The organism is Streptomyces malaysiensis subsp. malaysiensis, from assembly GCF_040653035.1.
GTDB classification, from domain to species: domain Bacteria; phylum Actinomycetota; class Actinomycetes; order Streptomycetales; family Streptomycetaceae; genus Streptomyces; species Streptomyces malaysiensis.
In genome coordinates, this window is sequence record NZ_JBEZNG010000005.1 from 318,252 (window position 1) to 334,217 (window position 15,966).

The 15,966-nt window shown below is 73.8% G+C and carries 16 protein-coding genes; 11 read left to right on the forward strand and 5 right to left on the reverse strand.

Annotation, left to right across the window (positions count from 1 at the left end):
• The first annotated feature begins 310 nt into the window (after window positions 1-310).
• From AB0E24_RS13310 to AB0E24_RS13320, 3 genes are all read left to right on the forward strand, one after another.
• Complete coding sequence (locus AB0E24_RS13310; RefSeq protein ID WP_359376685.1) at window positions 311-2,005, forward strand: sensor histidine kinase; 1,695 nt, start codon at window positions 311-313, stop codon at window positions 2,003-2,005.
• A gap of 67 nt (window positions 2,006-2,072) precedes the next feature.
• The gene (locus AB0E24_RS13315) at window positions 2,073-2,498 is read left to right on the forward strand and encodes a hypothetical protein (protein ID WP_359149910.1); all 426 of its coding nucleotides are present in this window, start codon (window positions 2,073-2,075) and stop codon (window positions 2,496-2,498) included.
• Window positions 2,495-2,734, forward strand: a complete 240-nt coding sequence (locus AB0E24_RS13320) for a hypothetical protein (RefSeq protein ID WP_359149907.1) — start codon at window positions 2,495-2,497, stop codon at window positions 2,732-2,734. The genes AB0E24_RS13315 and AB0E24_RS13320 overlap by 4 nt, the downstream gene beginning before the upstream one ends.
• Before the next feature lie 45 nt (window positions 2,735-2,779).
• Here the strand turns inward: AB0E24_RS13320 and AB0E24_RS13325 are convergent, their stop codons facing one another.
• Together AB0E24_RS13325 and AB0E24_RS13330 are read right to left on the reverse strand one after the other, a co-directional pair.
• Complete coding sequence (locus AB0E24_RS13325; protein ID WP_069860291.1) at window positions 2,780-3,124, reverse strand: hypothetical protein; 345 nt, start codon at window positions 3,122-3,124, stop codon at window positions 2,780-2,782.
• A gap of 101 nt (window positions 3,125-3,225) precedes the next feature.
• On the reverse strand, window positions 3,226-5,088 hold the full coding sequence (locus AB0E24_RS13330) for a cellulose binding domain-containing protein (RefSeq protein ID WP_359376688.1): 1,863 nt from the start codon (window positions 5,086-5,088) through the stop codon (window positions 3,226-3,228).
• A gap of 615 nt (window positions 5,089-5,703) precedes the next feature.
• Here AB0E24_RS13330 and AB0E24_RS13335 point away from each other — a divergent pair.
• The 5 genes from AB0E24_RS13335 to AB0E24_RS13355 all read left to right on the forward strand — a co-directional run bounded on the left by AB0E24_RS13335 (window position 5,704) and on the right by AB0E24_RS13355 (window position 9,764).
• Complete coding sequence (locus AB0E24_RS13335) at window positions 5,704-6,093, forward strand: TOBE domain-containing protein (RefSeq protein WP_173963255.1); 390 nt, start codon at window positions 5,704-5,706, stop codon at window positions 6,091-6,093.
• Window positions 6,094-6,188: 95 nt separating this feature from the next.
• Window positions 6,189-7,040, forward strand: a complete 852-nt coding sequence (modA, locus tag AB0E24_RS13340) for a molybdate ABC transporter substrate-binding protein (protein WP_069860288.1) — start codon at window positions 6,189-6,191, stop codon at window positions 7,038-7,040.
• 101 nt (window positions 7,041-7,141) lie between these two features.
• Window positions 7,142-7,966: an ABC transporter permease gene (locus AB0E24_RS13345; RefSeq protein WP_069860770.1), complete on the forward strand. Its 825-nt coding sequence runs from the start codon at window positions 7,142-7,144 to the stop codon at window positions 7,964-7,966.
• On the forward strand, window positions 7,963-9,060 hold the full coding sequence (locus AB0E24_RS13350) for an ABC transporter ATP-binding protein (RefSeq protein ID WP_147968468.1): 1,098 nt from the start codon (window positions 7,963-7,965) through the stop codon (window positions 9,058-9,060). Before AB0E24_RS13345 ends, AB0E24_RS13350 begins: the two co-directional genes overlap by 4 nt.
• Before the next feature lie 32 nt (window positions 9,061-9,092).
• Complete coding sequence (locus AB0E24_RS13355) at window positions 9,093-9,764, forward strand: HAD family hydrolase (protein ID WP_359376692.1); 672 nt, start codon at window positions 9,093-9,095, stop codon at window positions 9,762-9,764.
• Window positions 9,765-9,789: 25 nt separating this feature from the next.
• On the opposite strand, the gene AB0E24_RS13360 is transcribed toward AB0E24_RS13355, so the two are convergent.
• Entirely contained in the window at window positions 9,790-10,428 is a 639-nt protein-coding gene (locus AB0E24_RS13360) for an HAD family hydrolase (RefSeq protein WP_359376695.1), read from the reverse strand.
• 104 nt (window positions 10,429-10,532) lie between these two features.
• Between AB0E24_RS13360 and AB0E24_RS13365 the strand changes: the two genes are divergently transcribed.
• Both AB0E24_RS13365 and AB0E24_RS13370 read left to right on the forward strand, forming a co-directional pair.
• Window positions 10,533-11,021 carry a hypothetical protein gene (locus tag AB0E24_RS13365; RefSeq protein WP_069860768.1) on the forward strand — a complete coding sequence of 163 codons (489 nt, stop codon included), beginning with the start codon at window positions 10,533-10,535 and terminating at the stop codon, window positions 11,019-11,021.
• Between the two features lie 114 nt (window positions 11,022-11,135).
• A complete protein-coding gene (locus AB0E24_RS13370; protein WP_079258347.1) occupies window positions 11,136-11,906 on the forward strand; it encodes a hypothetical protein in 771 nt (256 codons plus the stop codon).
• A gap of 386 nt (window positions 11,907-12,292) precedes the next feature.
• Here AB0E24_RS13370 and AB0E24_RS13375 read toward each other — a convergent pair whose 3' ends face one another.
• Window positions 12,293-13,276, reverse strand: a complete 984-nt coding sequence (locus tag AB0E24_RS13375) for a GlxA family transcriptional regulator (RefSeq protein WP_359376700.1) — start codon at window positions 13,274-13,276, stop codon at window positions 12,293-12,295.
• 189 nt (window positions 13,277-13,465) lie between these two features.
• Between AB0E24_RS13375 and AB0E24_RS13380 the strand changes: the two genes are divergently transcribed.
• Window positions 13,466-14,872, forward strand: coding sequence for an APC family permease (locus AB0E24_RS13380; protein ID WP_420544217.1), 1,407 nt, complete (start codon window positions 13,466-13,468; stop codon window positions 14,870-14,872).
• A gap of 76 nt (window positions 14,873-14,948) precedes the next feature.
• On the opposite strand, the gene AB0E24_RS13385 is transcribed toward AB0E24_RS13380, so the two are convergent.
• On the reverse strand, window positions 14,949-15,962 hold the full coding sequence (locus tag AB0E24_RS13385) for a zinc-dependent alcohol dehydrogenase family protein (RefSeq protein WP_359376703.1): 1,014 nt from the start codon (window positions 15,960-15,962) through the stop codon (window positions 14,949-14,951).
• Window positions 15,963-15,966: the final 4 nt, after the last annotated feature.

The following is a 15,966-nucleotide window of genomic DNA, read 5'->3' on the forward strand; positions in this document are numbered from 1 at the left end:
CGGGGTCGGTGGCGCCGTCTGGGTCGGCGGGACCGTCCGGGGCGCCGGAGCCGTCTGGGTCGGGGGGCCCGTCCGGGTCCGCGGCATGGTCCGGGTCGGCGGGACCGTCCGGGTCGGCGGGACCGTCTGGGTCCGCGGCATGGTCCGGGCCAGCGGGGGCGTCCGGGGCGGCGGGGCCGTCTGGGTCGGTGGCGTCGTCCGGGGCGGCGGGACCGTCCGGGGCGGCGGAACCGTTCGGGTTGGTGGCGCCGCCCGGATCGTCCGGGCCGTCCGGGGCGGCGGGGCCGGCGGAGCCGGGTGGCGGCGCGCCATGAGGCTGGCCACCAGGATCGCGCTCGCCGTGGGCGTCGCGGTGCCCGTCATCGTCCTCGCCTCCGGCTGGCTGCTGCTGCGGCTGGTGGCGGGCGATGCGCACCACGAGCAGGACGCCCAGCTGCGCCGGGGCGCGACGGCCGTGCTCCCGGGCGCGCGGGCGCTGCTGAAGGCCGACGCGGCGGGTCGGGCCCCGGCCGTCGAACAGGCCCGTGAACGGCGGCTGTTCAGCTCCGCGCTGGACATGGGCATCCGGCTGACCGGCCCGGAGGGCACCGTCTCCGCCGGACCCCAGCCGGACCCCTCCGTGGCGCTGCCCAAGCCCGTGGCGAGGCGTCCGGTGACGGTGCGCGCGGACGGCAAGAGCTGGCGGGCGCTGCCGGTACGGGTGTCCGCGCCGGCGGTCGCGGGGCGGCGCCCCGCGGCGCGGGCCACGCTGTGGCTCTTCTCCCCGAACACCACGACCGAGGACCGGCTGGCGCTCGTACGCCGCCGGGTGGTGACCGTGGCGCTGCTCGCCGCCCCCATCGGCGCCGCCGTGGGCTGGGCCGCCGCCGCGCGCACCTCCCGGCCGCTGCGCCGGCTTCAGCGCCGTACGAGCGGGCTGGACCCCCGCACCAGCGCGGCCCGGCTGGACCACACCCGCACCGGCGTCGCCGAGGTCGACGACCTGGCCGGCACCCTGCGCACCGTCCTGGACCGCTACGACCAGCAGGCGGCCCGCACCGCCGAGGCGCTGGAGACCGCGCGCTCGTTCGCGGCGGCCGCCTCCCACGAGCTGCGCACCCCGCTGATGAGCATGCGGACCAACCTCGACATCCTCACCGACCACCCCGGCCTGGCCGCCGAGGACCGCGCCGAGGTGCTGGCCGACCTCGGCGGGGAGCACACGCGGCTGCTGCGGCTGCTGGTGATGCTCAGCGCGCTCGCGCGCGGCGATCTGGTGGAGGCGGACTCCTTCGGACCGGTGGACCTCGCGGAGGTCGTGGAGGCGTCCGCCGCCGGTCTGCGCCACCGCCACCCGGAGGTGGAGGTGCGGGTGAACGCCGCCCCCGGGCCATCGGGCACGCGGGTGCACGGCTGGGAGGAGGGGCTGCGCTCGGTCGTGGACAACCTGCTGACCAACGCCCGGGTGCACGGCACCCGCGACGGCGAACCGGCCCGTATCGAGGTGGCCCTTTGCCCGGGGCCCTCGCCGGACGGCGGCACGGGCGCGGTGCTCACCGTGGACGACCGGGGGCCGGGCATCCCGCCGGAGCGGCGCGACCAGGTCTTCCAGCGGTTCCACCGGCGGCCGGACAGCCCCGGCTCGGGCCTGGGCATGACCCTGATCGCCCAGCAGATCGCGCTGCACCGGGGGACGGTGACGGTACTTGACCGGCCGGACGGGCTGCCGGGCGCCCGTATCGAGATCCGGCTGCCGGCGCTGGTGGCGGGTGGCGCGGACACCGAGGCCACGCTGCCGCTGCTGCGCAGGGACTGGTTCTCGGGGCCGGGGAGGCCGTGGGACTCCGGGGGAGGCGCGGGCCGTTCGGGGCCGGGGGATTCCGATGGGCGTTCCGGCCGCCCCGACCACTCCGGCCGTTCGGACAGTCCGGACCACTCCGGCCGCCTCAGCCACTCCGACCGCCCTGGCCACTCCGACCGTTCCGGCCGCCCCGGCCCACAGAGTTTCCACAAAGAAGGCTCCTAGGCTTCCCCCAGCCCGGGATGGCCCGGCCCCTCCCGGGCCATCCCGCCCCGAGGGAAGGAACAGCACCATGCACCGTGGAAAGAGCGCCATCGTGGCCTGCGCGGCCGCCGCCGCCCTGCTCGGTCCGGTGGGTGTCGCGGCGGCGGATGGCAGCGCCCCGGCCTCGACACCGGCCGCCACCCCGAGCGCGAAGCCGGTCAAGGGAGCGGGGGACGGCTCCCGGGGCCTGTGCAAGCGCGCCAAGAAGATCGACAAGCGTCTGGACCGCGCGTTGAAGCGGCTGAAGGGCCCGGCGACCGTCAAGGGGTCCATGGCCCGGCTGGCGAAGCGGGTCGAGCGGGCGAAGAAGGCGGACCACAGCGAGGTCGAGACCTTCCTCAACCACAAGCTCACGTTCCGCAGGTCCCTGGTGCCGACGCTGGAGCAGCGGCAGAAGGACCTGTCGAAGGTCCAGAAGTGGTGCGCCTCGCGCGGGGAGGGATCCGGTAAGTGAGGCGCGGTCCGTGGGCCGTGGCGGCCATGGCGGTGCTCTGCGCCGAGCTGGCCACCGGCTGTGGCGGCGACAAGGGCGGTTCGGCCGACGCGGACGGCTCATCGGGTACGACGCCCACTCCGTCGGCCACCGCACCGGTCCCCTCCTCCTCCGAGCTGGACGAGCTGAACCGGCTGGTGGACGGCGCCGAGTCGGCGGCGGACAAGGCGGACTCGGACGCGGCGAACGACCATTGACCCGGAGGGTCCCCGGCGCCCGGCCTCGCGCCGGGGACCCCTCCGTCAGACGATCGTGACCGGGGCGATCAGACCGGCGGTGGATCCGGCCGGTACGGGGTTGGCCTCGGTGCTGACCAGATCGCCGCTCTCCATGACACCGGAGCCGCTGACGTCCACATGGACCCGCAGCCCGTAGTTGTCGCCCGGGACCAGCTCACCGGGGACGGTGACGCTGAACGGCACATGGCCTCCCGGGCTCAGCGGCACATCGGTGAGGACCTGCGCCGCCACGATCGACTCGGGGGTATCGGAGCGGGACACGTTGCGCACCTCCACCACCACCCGCGCCGCCCGCCCGGCGGGGGCGTCGGGGGGCAGGGTCACGATGCCGCTGAGGACACTGCTCATTCCGAGATGGTTTCCCCCCGGGCGGAGGTCTTGTTCCGCCATCCGGGTGGGAACGCCGTTCGGGCCGGGTGGAGCGGTGTCGGCCGGGTGGAGCGATGTGGTCAGTTCGCGCAGGGGCGGCCGTTCAGGGTGAAGGAGCCGGGCGGCCGGCTGCCGTCGTTCCAGGTGCCGAGGAAGCCCATGGAGAGGGTGCCGCCCGCCTTGACCCGCTTGTTGTAGTCGGCCGCGGTGGCGGTCACCTTCGCACCGCGCTGGGTGAACTCCCCGTCCCACATCTGCGTCACCCGCTGGGAGCCGCGGAAGCTCCAGGTGACCCGCCAGCCGTCGAGGGATTCGCGGGAGGTGAGGGTGACGGCGGCCTGGAAGCCGTCGGGCCATTGGTTCACGAGCCGGAAGCGGGCCGTGCAGTCGGCGTGTCCGCCGGGCATCCGGCCGGAGGGCGGCCTGCCGCCATGGCCGGAGGCGGAGCCGGAGCCGCCCTTGGAGGGCGAGGGGGACGGGTCGGAGGAGCGGCCGGGCTTCTTCGAGCCCTTGCCGGAATCCTGGCCGGAACCCTTGCCGGGGTCCTTCCCCTCGCTCCCACTCCCGCTCTTCGAGGGGCTCGGGGAGGCGGGGGCGCCGGGGTTGTACGGCGACGGCGATGAGGTGGCCGGGACAAGGCCGCTGGGGGTCGTCTCCGGACCTCTGGACCCGCCGCTGCGGTCGTCGGAGTCCGCGGCGGTTCTGGTCAGCGACGCGACCAGCGCGGCGAGGGCGATGACGGCGATCACCGCCAGAATGACGGCCGTACGGGCTCTTCGTAACCGGCGGCGGGCGGCGCGGCCCCGGACGACCCGGTGCCCTTCGGCGCGGCCCGCACTCGCACCGCCCGCACCCGTCGCACCGCTCGCGTCGGCTCTGCCACCGACACCGACTCTGCGACCCCCGCCGACTCTGCGACCCGCACCGACTCCGCCGCCCGCGCCCGATCTGCCGCCCGCGCCCGATCTGCCTCCCGCATCACCGGCCCGTCTGCTCCGGCGCGCCCCGATCGCGTCCAGGACCCGGTCGCGCAGCCGCTCCCACAGCGGTGCGCGGACCGCGTGCGCGGTGGGCGCGGCGGAACGGGCGCTCGGCACGGTGCCCGGAGCCCGCTCGGCGAGTGTGCGGCGCCGCTTGACGTAGAGGTTCCCGCCCCAGCCGATGACCCCGCCCGCCAGTGCGCCGGGCAGCCCGTCCCCGTCCACATACATGCAGGTGGCGGCGTCCCGGCAGGACCGGCAGCGGGCGAGGTGCTGCCACAGGTCGGCGGGTGAGGGGGAGTCGGGCGCCCGGGTGGCGGCGTCCAGCAGCTTGGCGTAGCTGCGGCACTCCTCGTCGGTGAGGGTCTCCACATGGGCGCGCTGACACCGTTCGCGGAAGGCCGCGCGGACCCGGGCGATCTCCTCGGTGGCGTACTCCGGGTCGTAGCCCAGCTGCCGGGCCACCGCTTCCGTGGACCGCGCCTCCACCTCGACCAGCCACAGCAGCTCCCCGTCCGCCTCCGGCAGATCCCGCAGCGCGCGCAGGGCGAGCGGCTGGTCGCGGGGCGGCGCGGCGAAACGGGCGGCCCGGTCGGAGGCCAGCCAGGTCCGCAGCTCCGGGTTGAGCCGGTCGCCATGGCGGTGGGCCTGCCAGTCGGCGGCGGTCTTCCGTACGGAGGTCAGAAAGAGCGGCAGCCACGGGAGACGCTTGCCGAAGCCCCGGGTACGGCGGTTGCGGGTCTCCCGGATACCCCGCCGGAAAGCCTCGGTGGCCAGCCGCATCCCGTCTTCCGGCGTGGTGGTGCACAGTTCGGCGTAATCGGCGACCGCGTCCCAATAGGCGCCCAGCAGCGCCGTCGCGGAAGCCGCGCCATCGACATCCTCGGCGGGCGCCCCGGCAGGACCGGAGCGCGTCGGGGAGCCGTTCCCAGGAGATTCCCTGGGAGATGAGTGGTCGGGCATGGAGGCATTTCCTCACTCACGAACAGCGGTGCCCCCGCCGGGGGCGACCCTCTCATAAACGGCTGCGGGGTGGTCAGCCAACAGCACAGCTCTGCCTCGGAGTTGGGGATTCCCCTTACGGGGCGCGCCGAGCCTTTCACGCCGGTGACCAGGCTGACAAGAGACGAAGGCCAGTCCCCGTTTGGGATTATGAACCACCTGACAAGCCTTGTGATCGGGCCGGATTGACGTGAATAGTAGTCACGTTCACGGCCCCATGCGACACAAAACCGGGGCCCGAAAAAGGTCCAGACCGCATCGTTCGCCGTGTGAACCCCTGTGCGTTTTCGGAGATTTACGGCGAGGTGATTTGCCGGTCCCTCGGATGTCGCGTCCGGTAGCGCGATCGCCATGGTCAGCCGCATGTCGGGGGGATGCGCGGTGTGATCCGTCACGGCCGTTCGCGGCCCCGATGAGGCGAAAGGGGACGAGGACGTGGACGGCGGTGAAGGGGCTCTTAGTCCTCGTCCTCCTCTGGTGATCGCTGGCAGATGCCAGCCTCCGTGCCCGAATCGTTGGACGGATACCACCTGATCGCGATGTACGCCCTCGCAGCTGCGGCGTTACCATCGGCGAATGCATACGTACCGGATCGGTGAGGCCGCGGCCCTGATGGGGGTCAGCGTCGACACCCTGCGGCGCTGGGTCGACGGCGGACGGCTGGCCGCCGAACGGGACGAGCAGGGGCGCCGGATCATTCCGGGCCCGGCGCTCGCCGCGTTCGCCCGCGAGGTCGCCACCAGCGCGGAGCGCGACCACCCCGGCTCCTCGGCCCGCAATCGCTTCTCGGGCATCGTCACCGAGGTGATCCTGGGCGATGTGTCCGCGCAGGTGGAGATCCAGGCGGGGCCGTTCCGCGTGGTGTCCATGATCAGCCGGGAGTCGGCGGAGGAGCTGAAGCTGGAGCCCGGAGTTCCGGCCGTCGCCGTGATCAAGTCGACCAACGTGGTCGTGGAAACCCCGTGAACACACGCGCCGAGGGCGGCAGTGGCGGCAGAAGCCGCGGAAGCGGCAGTGGCAGTGGCAGAGGCGGCAGAGGCAGAGAGGGAGAGACAGACCCTATGACGACCCGTTCCGTATCCGGACCCCGATCGCGACCCCGAGCCCGTTGGACCCTCCGCGCGGTGGGCGGCTTCGCGCTCGCCGCCGTGGCGCTGACCGCCTGCTCCTCCGGCGACTCGGACGGCGCCGACGACTCCTCCACCAAGTCCTCGTCCGGCTCCTCCTCCAAGAAGCTCTCCGGCACGGTGACCGTGTTCGCGGCGGCCTCGCTCAAGGAGAGCTTCACCTCGCTGGGCAAGTCCTTCGAGAAGGAGCACCCCGGTACCAAGGTCTCCTTCAACTTCGGCGGCAGCGACGCCCTCGCGGCCAGCATCACCTCCGGCGCGCCCGCCGACGTCTTCGCCGCCGCCAGCCCGAAGACCATGAAGACCGTCACCGACGCCAAGGACGCCAAGGGTGCCCCGGCCACCTTCGTCCGCAACCAGCTCGAGATCGCGACTCTCCCCGGCAACCCGAAGAAGATCGCCACGCTGAAGGACCTCACCCGCTCCGGGCTGAAGGTCGCGCTGTGCGCCAAGGAGGTGCCCTGCGGGGCGGCGGCCCAGAAGGCGCTGGACGGGGCCGGGCTGAAGCTCACCCCGGTCTCGTACGAGCAGGACGTCAAGGGCGCCCTGACGAAGGTGCAGTTGAAGGAGGTGGACGCCTCCGTCGTCTACAAGACGGATGTGAAGGCGGCGGGCGGAAAGGTCACGGGTGTGGAGTTCCCCGAGTCGAAGAAGGCGATCAACGACTATCCGATCGCCCTGCTGAAGAACGCCCCCAACGCCGAGGCGGCCACCGCCTTCATCGACCTGGTGAAGTCCGCGCAGGGCCAGAAGGTGCTCGGCCAGGCCGGTTTCCTCAAGCCGTGACGGAGCCGAAGGCGGGGGCGGAGCGGAAGGCCGGGGCGGAGCCGGGGGCGCAGCCGAGGGCGGGGGCGGGGCTGACGGCCGGGGCCGAGCCGACGGAGGTCCTGGGTGGCGGCGGCACCCGGCCACGGCTCGGCACCCCCCGCCTCCGGACGGCCACCCCGCTGCCGCTGCTGCTGCCCGCCCTCGTCGGCCTGGTCTTCCTGGTGCTCCCGCTCCTGGCGCTGCTGGTCCGGGCGCCCTGGCGGAGCCTGCCCGACCAGCTGACCAGTGTCGCGGTGTGGCAGGCGCTGCGGCTTTCGCTGATCACCGCGACCGCCGCCACCGCCGTGGCGCTGGTGCTGGGCGTGCCACTGGCCTGGCTGCTGGCCCGCGCCCGCTTCCCCGGCCGCCGGCTGGTGCGCGCCCTGGTGACCCTGCCGCTGGTGCTGCCGCCGGTGGTGGGCGGTGTGGCGCTGCTGCTCGCGCTGGGCCGTAACGGGATCGTCGGCCGCTGGCTCGACTCGGCGTTCGGCGTCACCCTGCCGTTCACCACGGCGGGGGTGGTGGTCGCGGAGGCGTTCGTGGCGATGCCGTTCCTCGTGATCAGCGTCGAGGGCACGCTGCGGGCGGCCGATCCCCGCTACGAGGAGGCCGCCACCACGCTCGGCGCCTCGCGCTTCACCGCCTTCCGGCGCGTCACCCTGCCGATGGTCGCGCCGGGCGTGGCGGCCGGGGCGGTGCTCGCCTGGGCGCGGGCGCTGGGCGAGTTCGGCGCCACGATCACCTTCGCGGGCAACTTCCCCGGCCGTACGCAGACGATGCCGCTGTCGGTCTATCTCGCGCTCCAGAGCGACCCGGCCGCCGCCATCGCGCTCAGCCTCGTCCTCCTCGCCGTCTCCATCGCGGTCCTGGCCGGACTGCGCGACCGCTGGATGGCCGCCTCATGACCACGGACACTTCCCCCACCGAGGAGGCCGTGCTGCGCACCGATGGCCTCGACGCCCGTCTCCTCGTGGACCGCGGCACCTTCCGCCTCGATCTGCGGCTGTCCGCGGCGCCCGGCGAGGTGCTCGCCCTGCTCGGGCCCAACGGCGCGGGCAAGACCACCGCGCTGCGCGCCCTGGCCGGGCTCACCCCGCTCACCGCCGGGTCGCTGCGGCTGGACGGCCGGACCCTGGAGGAGCCGGAGAGCCGGGTGCGGGTGCCGACCGAGGACCGCCCGGTCGGCGTCGTCTTCCAGGACTATCTGCTCTTCCCGCATCTCACCGCGCTCGACAACGTGGCCTTCGGCCCGCGCTGCCACGGAGCGCCCAAGGCGGAGGCCCGCGCCCAGGCCGCCGAGTGGCTGGAGCGGATGGGCCTGACCGACCGCGCGGGCGCCAAACCCCGCGCCCTGTCCGGCGGTCAGGCCCAGCGGGTCGCCCTGGCCCGCGCCCTGGCCACCCGCCCCCGGTTGCTCCTGCTGGACGAGCCGCTCGCAGCGCTGGACGCCCGCACCCGCCTCGACGTACGCGCCGGACTCCGCCGCCATCTGGCCGACTTCGAGGCGGTGGCCGTCCTGGTCACCCATGACCCGCTGGACGCGATGGTGCTGGCCGACCGGCTCGTCGTGGTCGAGGAGGGCCGTATCGTCCAGGAGGGCGCCCCGGCGGACATCTCCCGCCGCCCCCGCACCGACTACATCGCCAGCCTCGTCGGCCTCAACCTCTACCAGGGCCGCGCCGACGGCCACACGGTACGGCTCGACGGCGGCGCCGCCATCACCACCACCGAGGACCTCACCGGCCCGGTCTTCGTCGCCTTCCCACCCGCCGCGGTCACCCTCCACCGCGACCGCCCCGACTCCAGCGCACGCAACCTGTGGCGGCTGGAGGTCTCCGGCCTGGAGTCCCACGGCGACCAGATCCGCGTCGACCTCACCGGCGAACTCCCCCTCCTGGCCGACCTCACGACGGCGGCGGTGGCCGAACTGTCCCTCCACCCGGGCCGCCAAGTCTGGGCCACCCTCAAGGCCACCCAGACCCACGCCTACCCGGCCTGAGCCGGGCCCCGCTCCGGCCGGAAGGCAATACAGTGCCGCTGCTCGTGTTGTGGGACATCGACCACACGCTCGTGGATACCCGAGGAGTCGGACGGGAGCTCTGGGCCGAAGCGTTCGAGGAGGTCACCGGGCGGTCCATGCGGGAGCAGGCGAAGGTCGACGGGTCGACGGAGCCGGTCATCCTCCGGGAGACGCTGAGACTCCATGGCTTGCGGGACAGCCGTGATCTGTTCGAGCGGTTCGCCCAGGCGCTCGGAGCCGTCCACGTACGGCACGCGGCCGAGCTTCGGGAGCGTGGGCGTGCGCTCCCCGGAGCGCCGCCGTTGCTCGCGGCCCTGGCGGGGCGGGACGGGGTCGCGCAGACCGTGGTGACCGGCAACATCCGGGTCGCCGCAGAGGTGAAGCTGGCCGCGTTCGGCCTCGACCGGTACATCGACCTCTCGATCGGGGCCTTCGGCGAGGACGCGGACGAACGTCCGGAGTTGGTGCGCACCGCTCTGCGGCGTGCTCGGACGCCCTCACAGGACGCTGTCCTCTTCGGGGATACGCCATACGACATCGGGGGCGGCCTGAGCTGCGGCGTCCGCGTCATCGGCGTGGCCACCGGCCGTACCGGCGCGGACGGTCTACGGGCAGCCGGAGCAACGGACGTCGTCGCGGATCTCGCCGATACGGAGAAGGCGCTGAAGCTCCTGACGAAGTGAACGAACCCTCGCCCGGCCCGAAGAGCTATCTGGTGGCGAGCCGTACGAGATCGTGCAGCGAGTCGATCTGCCAGTCGGCGGCGGCCGCCTCAGCGGTCTCCGACCACAGGTGGCCCCAAGGCCCCCGGCGCAGATGCGCGACGCGCAGTCCCGCCGCTTGTGCCGGGCGGATGTCGTTGGCGGGGTGGTCCCCTACGTACACCGTCTTGTCGGGCGGGCTGTTGGCGAGGTCCAGGACGCGGGTGAAGAAGCGGGAGTCGGGCTTGGCCACGCCCCACTCTCCCGAGGTGGCGATCTCGTCAACCGGGAGGTCGAGTTCTCGGAGCAACTGGCCGACGTGCGCGGTCTGGTTGCCCGCGATGACGATGCGGAGGCCCTCTGCGCGCAGAGCCGCGAGGGCTGGACGCACATCCGGGTAGAGATCGGCTTCGCTCAGCCGTTCGCCCGCCCCGGCGGCCTCCATCGCGGCGCGCTCGGCCGCGATGTCGATGTCCGGCCGGATGAGCCGCAGGGCGTCGGCGTTGTCGCGGCCCTGAGCGACGACCGCGCCGACGAGTGCGGAGAGGGTGTGACGGGGGACGTTCAGCCAGTCTGCCCAAGCGGCCCACCCCCGGTCATCCCGGATCAAGGTCTCGCCGACGTCGAAGACCACTGCGCGGAGCATGCGGGCAGCGTAAGACAGGGTGAAACACGTGCCGCGGGCCGTCGGCGAAGTGCGTGTCGGTATCCGTACTCTGCTGACCACCTGACGAGGAGGCGATGGCCCTGATGACGACGATCGCTGTGACCGGGCATATGGATCTCACCGACGCGTCGGTGCCGCTGGTTCGAGGGGAGTTGGACAGGCTCCTGGGCGGCTATGAGCCGGTCGGTCTGGTCGGTGTGTCATGTATCGCGAAGGGCAGTGACAGCTTGTTCGCCGACGCGGTCCTGGCGGTCGGTGGGCGGCTGGTCGTGGTGATTCCCTCGCGGGACTACCGGCGGGCCAAGGTCAAGCCGGAACACGCCGAGACCTTCGACCGCCTGGTGGAGGCCGCGGACGAGGTGCTGGTGATGCCGCACGAGACGGCGAACCGGCAGGCGTACGAGGCGGCGAACGCCGTGCTGCTGGAGCGTGCCGACCGGCTGATGGCGGTGTGGGACGGGCGGCCGCCCTCCGGTAAGGGCGGTGGTACGGCGGATGTGGTGGAGCAGGCGCGTGGGGCGGGCGTGCCTGTGGATGTCGTCTGGCCGGACGGGGTTTCCCGGCGGGCGTGACGATCCACCCGGGCATCCACCCCGGCATCCACCCGGGCCTCGACGTGTGGGCTCCTGAGGCCGGACCTATGCGTATTCGCGCTGGACCGGACCCGGTTGGGGGATGCTGGGGGCATGAGGCAGGGGGAGCCCGGGGAGGGCGAGCGTTTTGCGCGGCGGGCCGCGTGGCGCCGGTACGTCGTCGCGTCCGTGGTGAGCACTGTGGCCGTCGCGGTGGCGGTCACCCATGTGCTGGCGCCGGATCTGAAGATTGACAACGTCACCGTGGCGCTCCTGGTGGTGGCCGTCGTGCCCTGGCTGCGCGATCTGCTCAACAGCATCGAACTGCCGGGCGGGGTCCGCCTGGAGTTCAAGGAGGCGGTCGAACGGCGCATCGAGGCCGCCGAGCGCATCGCCGACGCCGCCCTCGTCGGAAGCGGCGACGACGGGCCGGAGGCCGACGGCGCCACCGTGCTGCGGGACGTGCGCCGGCTGGCCGCCGAGTACCTCGAGGTGCGTGGGTCCATGAGCAGTGGATCCGCCCGTACGCAGCGGATGAACGGCATCTTCGCGCGGCTGGTGCGCGCCACTCAGCGGCTCGCGGACCCCGATCTGGACGGCTGGCTCACTTCCCCGGACGGCGGTCTGCGGCTGGCCGCGTACGCGCGGCTGTACGCGGTGCCGGACGCGGACGCGCTGGCCGCCCTCGCGGACGCCGTCGTCAAGGAGCCGCTCGCGTTCAGCCAGTACTGGGGCATCCACGCGCTCGACAAGGTCGTGGACGCGGTTGGGGCCGAGGACGTGCCGCCGGGGGTCGTCCGGCGCCTGGAGGACTGCCGACCGCGCGGCGGCGACCGGGTGGCCCTGCTGCGGCGCCTGATCGCCAAGCTGCACGGGCTTCGGTAGCGCCGGGCTGTACGGGCTTCGGTGCCGCTGGGTGCTGCGGGCTTCGGTAGCGCCGAGTTCTGCGGGTTTTGGTTGTGCCGGGCTCTGCGGGTTTCGGTGCCGCCGGGCTCTGCGGGCTTCGGTAGCGCCGGGTGCTACGGGCTTTGGTTGTGCCGGGTTCTGCGGGTTTTGGTTGTGCCGAGCTCTGCGGGCTTCGGTGCCGCCGAGCCCCACGGCCTTCGGCAGCGCCAGGCTCTACGGCCTTCCGTAGTGCCGGGCTCCGCGGCCTCCGGTGCCGCCGAACCCCACGGCTTTCGGTAGGCCGCCAGGCGACCCCCGCCGGGGCCGGGCACCTGGGCCTCAGCAGCGAGTCGGGGCCCGGCTTCCGCCCGCACCCCGCACCCCGCTCAGCGTCCTGCGCGGTGGCGGAAGACCTGGCGGTAGGACTGGGGAGAGACCCCGACCGCCCGTCCGAAGTGGTGGCGCAGATTGGCCGCCGAGCCGAAGCCGGTGCGGCGGGCCACGGTCTCCACCGGTTCGTCGGTGGTCTCCAGCAGCTCCTGGGCCAGCCGGATGCGCTCCTGGAGGATCCACTGGAGCGGGGAGACGCCGAGGGTGTCGCGGAAGCGGCGGGTGAAGGTGCGGACGCTCAGATGGGCCACCCGGGCGAGTCGGGGCACCGTCAGCGGTTCGTGGAGACGGTCCCTGGCCCAGCGCAGCACGGGCGCCAGGCCCTCGTCGGGCCCGCGCCGCGCGGCCGTGAGCGGTTTGGCGTACTGGGCCTGTCCGCCCTCCCGGTGGGGCGGGACGACCATCCGGCGGGCCACTTCGTTGGCGACCGCGGAGCCGTGGTCGCGGCGCACCAGCTGGAGGCACAGGTCGATGACGGCACCGGTGCCCGCCGAGGTCCAGATGGTGTCGTCCTCGGTGTAGAGGGCGTGCGGGGCGACCTCGACGTCCGGATGGCGGCGGGCGAAGTCGGCCGAGTGCATCCAGTGCGTGGTGGCCCGGCGATCGGTCAGCAGCCCCGCCGCGGCCAGGACGTACACCCCGCTGCACAGCGAGACGATCCGCCGCCCCGCCGCATGGGCCTTGCGGATGGCCGCCACCAGGGCGGGCGGGGGATCGAGCTGGACGGGGCGGGCGCATGCCGCGATCACCACCGTGTCCGCGTCCACCAGGTCGTCGGGGCCGTACGGCGTGTGGAGCACCATCCCGGCGGCGGTGCGCACCGGGCCGCCGTCCGGGCTGGCCGCGCACACCCGCAGCTCGTACCACGGATCGGCGATGTCGTCGCGGTCGAGGCCGAAGACCTCGAAGGGGACGGCGAGTTCGAAGACGGGGGCGCCGTCGGCCACCGCCATCGCCACGATGTGTCGTCGTCGGGCCATGGCCCGAATTTAGCGGACCCCGGCATTTCCGCCACTGGTCGGGTGTCGTACCGCTCCGGAAGGCTGCCGGTCATGACCGATACCGAAGCGAATCCCGGGGCCGCGGGTGTGTCTGCCGGTGGGTCCGGGCTGCCGGGTGTCTCTGCTGGTGGGTCCGGGCTGCCGGGTCCGTCTGCCGGTGGGTCCGGGCTGCCTGCTGGGCCTTCTGGCGGGCCTGACCTTCCGGTTGCGTCTGCCGGTGGGTCCGGCCCTCCGGTTGCGGCCGCCGACGGGTCCGGCCCTCCGGCCGCCGCTGCCGGTGGGTCCCGCCTGACGGCGGGCGGCCGGCTCACCGCGTCGCAGGGCACCGCGCTGTACGTGGGCGCGGTGCTGGGCACCGGGGTCATCGCCCTGCCCGCGCTCGCCGCCGATGCCGCGGGACCGGCGTCGCTGCTGGCCTGGCTCGCTCTCGTCGTGGTCTCCGTACCGCTCGCCGCCACCTTCGCCGCGCTCGGCGCCCGCCACCCGGACGCCGGGGGTGTGTCCACCTACGCCCGGCTGGCGTTTGGCGGGCGGACCGCCGCGGTGGTCGGCTGGTGCTTCTATCTCGCGGTGCCGCCCGGCGCGGCGGCCGCGGCCCTGTTCGGCGGCGCGTACGTGGCCGCCGCGGTGGGCGGCGGGACCACGACCGCCACGGTCACGGCCGCCGCCCTGATGGCCACCGTCACGGCGGTCAACGCGGTGGGGCTGCGGATGACCGGCCGACTCCAACTCGCCCTCGCCGGGCTGCTCGTCGTCCTGCTGCTGCTCGCCGTCGGGCTGTCCCTGCCGCATGCGCGGATGGACAATCTCCGGCCGTTCGCCCCGCACGGCTGGCCCGCGATCGGCTCGGCCGCGGCCCTGTTGGTGTGGAGCTTCGCGGGCTGGGAGGCGATCACCCACCTGGCGGGCGAATTCCGCCGCCCGGCGCGAGACCTGCCGCGGGCGACCGGCGCCGCCGTGGTCGTCGTGGGACTGCTCTACCTGTCGGTCGCCTTCGCCGTCACCACCGTGCTGGGGAAGGGCGCGGCGGGCGCGGACGCGCCGCTCGGCGAGCTGATGGCCCGGGGGATGGGCGGCAACGCCCGGGTCCTGGCCGCCGTCGCCGCGCTACTGCTCACGCTCGGCACCATGAACGCCTACTACGCGGGCGCCGCCAAGCTGGGCGCCGCGCTCGGCAGGGACGGTGCGCTGCCCGGCTGGCTCGCCCGCGGTGAGGTGGCGGGCGAGGTCCCCCGGCGCAGCCTGGGCGTGGTCTCCGGGCTGGGGTTCGCCGGATTGCTCACGGTGACCGTGGCGGGGGTGGGCCCGCAGCCGCTGGTGCTGCTGACCACCGGGTCGTTCGTCACGGTGTACGCGATCGGCGTGGCGGCGGCGATCCGGCTCCTGCCACGCGGCAGCAAGGGCCGGGCGGCGGCCCTCGCCGCGATCGTCGCGGTGCTGGCCCTGCTGGTCATGTCGGGCCGGTATCTGCTGTGGCCACTGGCGGTGACGGGCGCGGCCCTGCTTTACGTACGCGGTGCGGAACGGCGGCGGGCGGGGCGCCTTGGGGCGGGACGCCGTAACTCCGTTCCGTAGTGAAGACGCCGTAACTCCGTTCCGTAGTGAGGAGTGCCACCGCTACCGGCAGGGGCGACCGGCCCGCGCGTCGCGCTCACTCAGCCGTGATGACCACCTTCCCGAAGTGCCCGCGCCCCGCGAAGTACCGGTACGCGGCGGGCGCCTCCGTGAAGGGGAAGGCGCGGTCGATGGTGGGGCGCAGACGGTGGTGCTCGATGGCGCGGTTCATCTGCTCGAACATCTCGCGGCTGCCCACGAACATCCCCTGGAGCGTGATGCCCTTGCGCAGCACCGCGGACGGGTCGGCCACGCCGTCCTGGGCCAGGACGCCGATGAGGCTGATCCGGCCCCCTACGCGTACGGCGTCCAGCGACTGCGGCAGGGTGCCCGGACCGCCCACCTCCACGACGTGGTCGACGCCGCCGCCGGTCGCCTCGGCCACCAGTCGGCCCCAGTCGGGGGTACGGGCGTAGTTCACGCCGTCCGCGGCGCCCAGGGTGCGCAGTCGTTCCAGTTTGGCGTCGTCGCTGGAGGTGGCGAACACACGGGCCCCGCCGAGCGCGGCGAACCGCAGGGCGAACAGCGACACCCCACCGCTGCCCATGGTCAGCACCGTCTGGCCGGGGGTGAGCCCGCCGCTGACCGCCACCGCGTGCCAGGCGGTCACGGCGGCGCACGGCAACGTCGCGGTTTCGGCGAAGTCCAGGTGGGCGGGGGCGGCGACCAGGGCGTCCTGGTCGAAGAGGACGTACTCGGCGAGCACCCCGTCGGCCGGGCCGCCCAGCGCGCCCGCCGTCTTCCGCGCGGTGGGCGGGCCGGAGATCCAGCCGGGCATGAAGACACCGGCGACCCGGTCCCCCTCCCGCCACCGGGTGACGTCGGAACCGGCGTCCACCACCTCGCCCGCCCCATCGGACACCGGCACCGCGTCCGGCTTCAGGGCGCGCCCGTAGGTGCCCGAGGCGATCATCAGGTCCCGGTAGTTGAGCGACCAGGCCCGCATCCGGACCAGCACCTCGCGCGGGCCGGGGGCGGTCACCTCGCGCTCGTCGAGGCGGAGTGCGTCCACGCCGGTGAGGCGCGGCAGGTGGTAGTAGCGCGTCTTCATCACA

What these genes read in the sequence shown, in the direction of transcription:
- AB0E24_RS13325 (WP_069860291.1), bottom strand. Translation starts at nt 3,124, where the DNA reads ATGAGCAGTGTCCTCAGCGGCATCGTGACCCTGCCCCCCGACGCCCCC.
- AB0E24_RS13350 (WP_147968468.1), top strand. Translation starts at nt 7,963, where the DNA reads ATGACCACGGACACTTCCCCCACCGAGGAGGCCGTGCTGCGCACCGAT.
- AB0E24_RS13335 (WP_173963255.1), top strand. Translation starts at nt 5,704, where the DNA reads ATGCATACGTACCGGATCGGTGAGGCCGCGGCCCTGATGGGGGTCAGC.
- AB0E24_RS13330 (WP_359376688.1), bottom strand. Translation starts at nt 5,088, where the DNA reads ATGCCCGACCACTCATCTCCCAGGGAATCTCCTGGGAACGGCTCCCCG.
- AB0E24_RS13385 (WP_359376703.1), bottom strand. Translation starts at nt 15,962, where the DNA reads ATGAAGACGCGCTACTACCACCTGCCGCGCCTCACCGGCGTGGACGCA.
- AB0E24_RS13310 (WP_359376685.1), top strand. Translation starts at nt 311, where the DNA reads ATGAGGCTGGCCACCAGGATCGCGCTCGCCGTGGGCGTCGCGGTGCCC.
- modA (WP_069860288.1), top strand. Translation starts at nt 6,189, where the DNA reads ATGACGACCCGTTCCGTATCCGGACCCCGATCGCGACCCCGAGCCCGT.
- AB0E24_RS13315 (WP_359149910.1), top strand. Translation starts at nt 2,073, where the DNA reads ATGCACCGTGGAAAGAGCGCCATCGTGGCCTGCGCGGCCGCCGCCGCC.
- AB0E24_RS13365 (WP_069860768.1), top strand. Translation starts at nt 10,533, where the DNA reads ATGACGACGATCGCTGTGACCGGGCATATGGATCTCACCGACGCGTCG.
- AB0E24_RS13360 (WP_359376695.1), bottom strand. Translation starts at nt 10,428, where the DNA reads ATGCTCCGCGCAGTGGTCTTCGACGTCGGCGAGACCTTGATCCGGGAT.
- AB0E24_RS13375 (WP_359376700.1), bottom strand. Translation starts at nt 13,276, where the DNA reads ATGGCCCGACGACGACACATCGTGGCGATGGCGGTGGCCGACGGCGCC.
- AB0E24_RS13370 (WP_079258347.1), top strand. Translation starts at nt 11,136, where the DNA reads ATGAGGCAGGGGGAGCCCGGGGAGGGCGAGCGTTTTGCGCGGCGGGCC.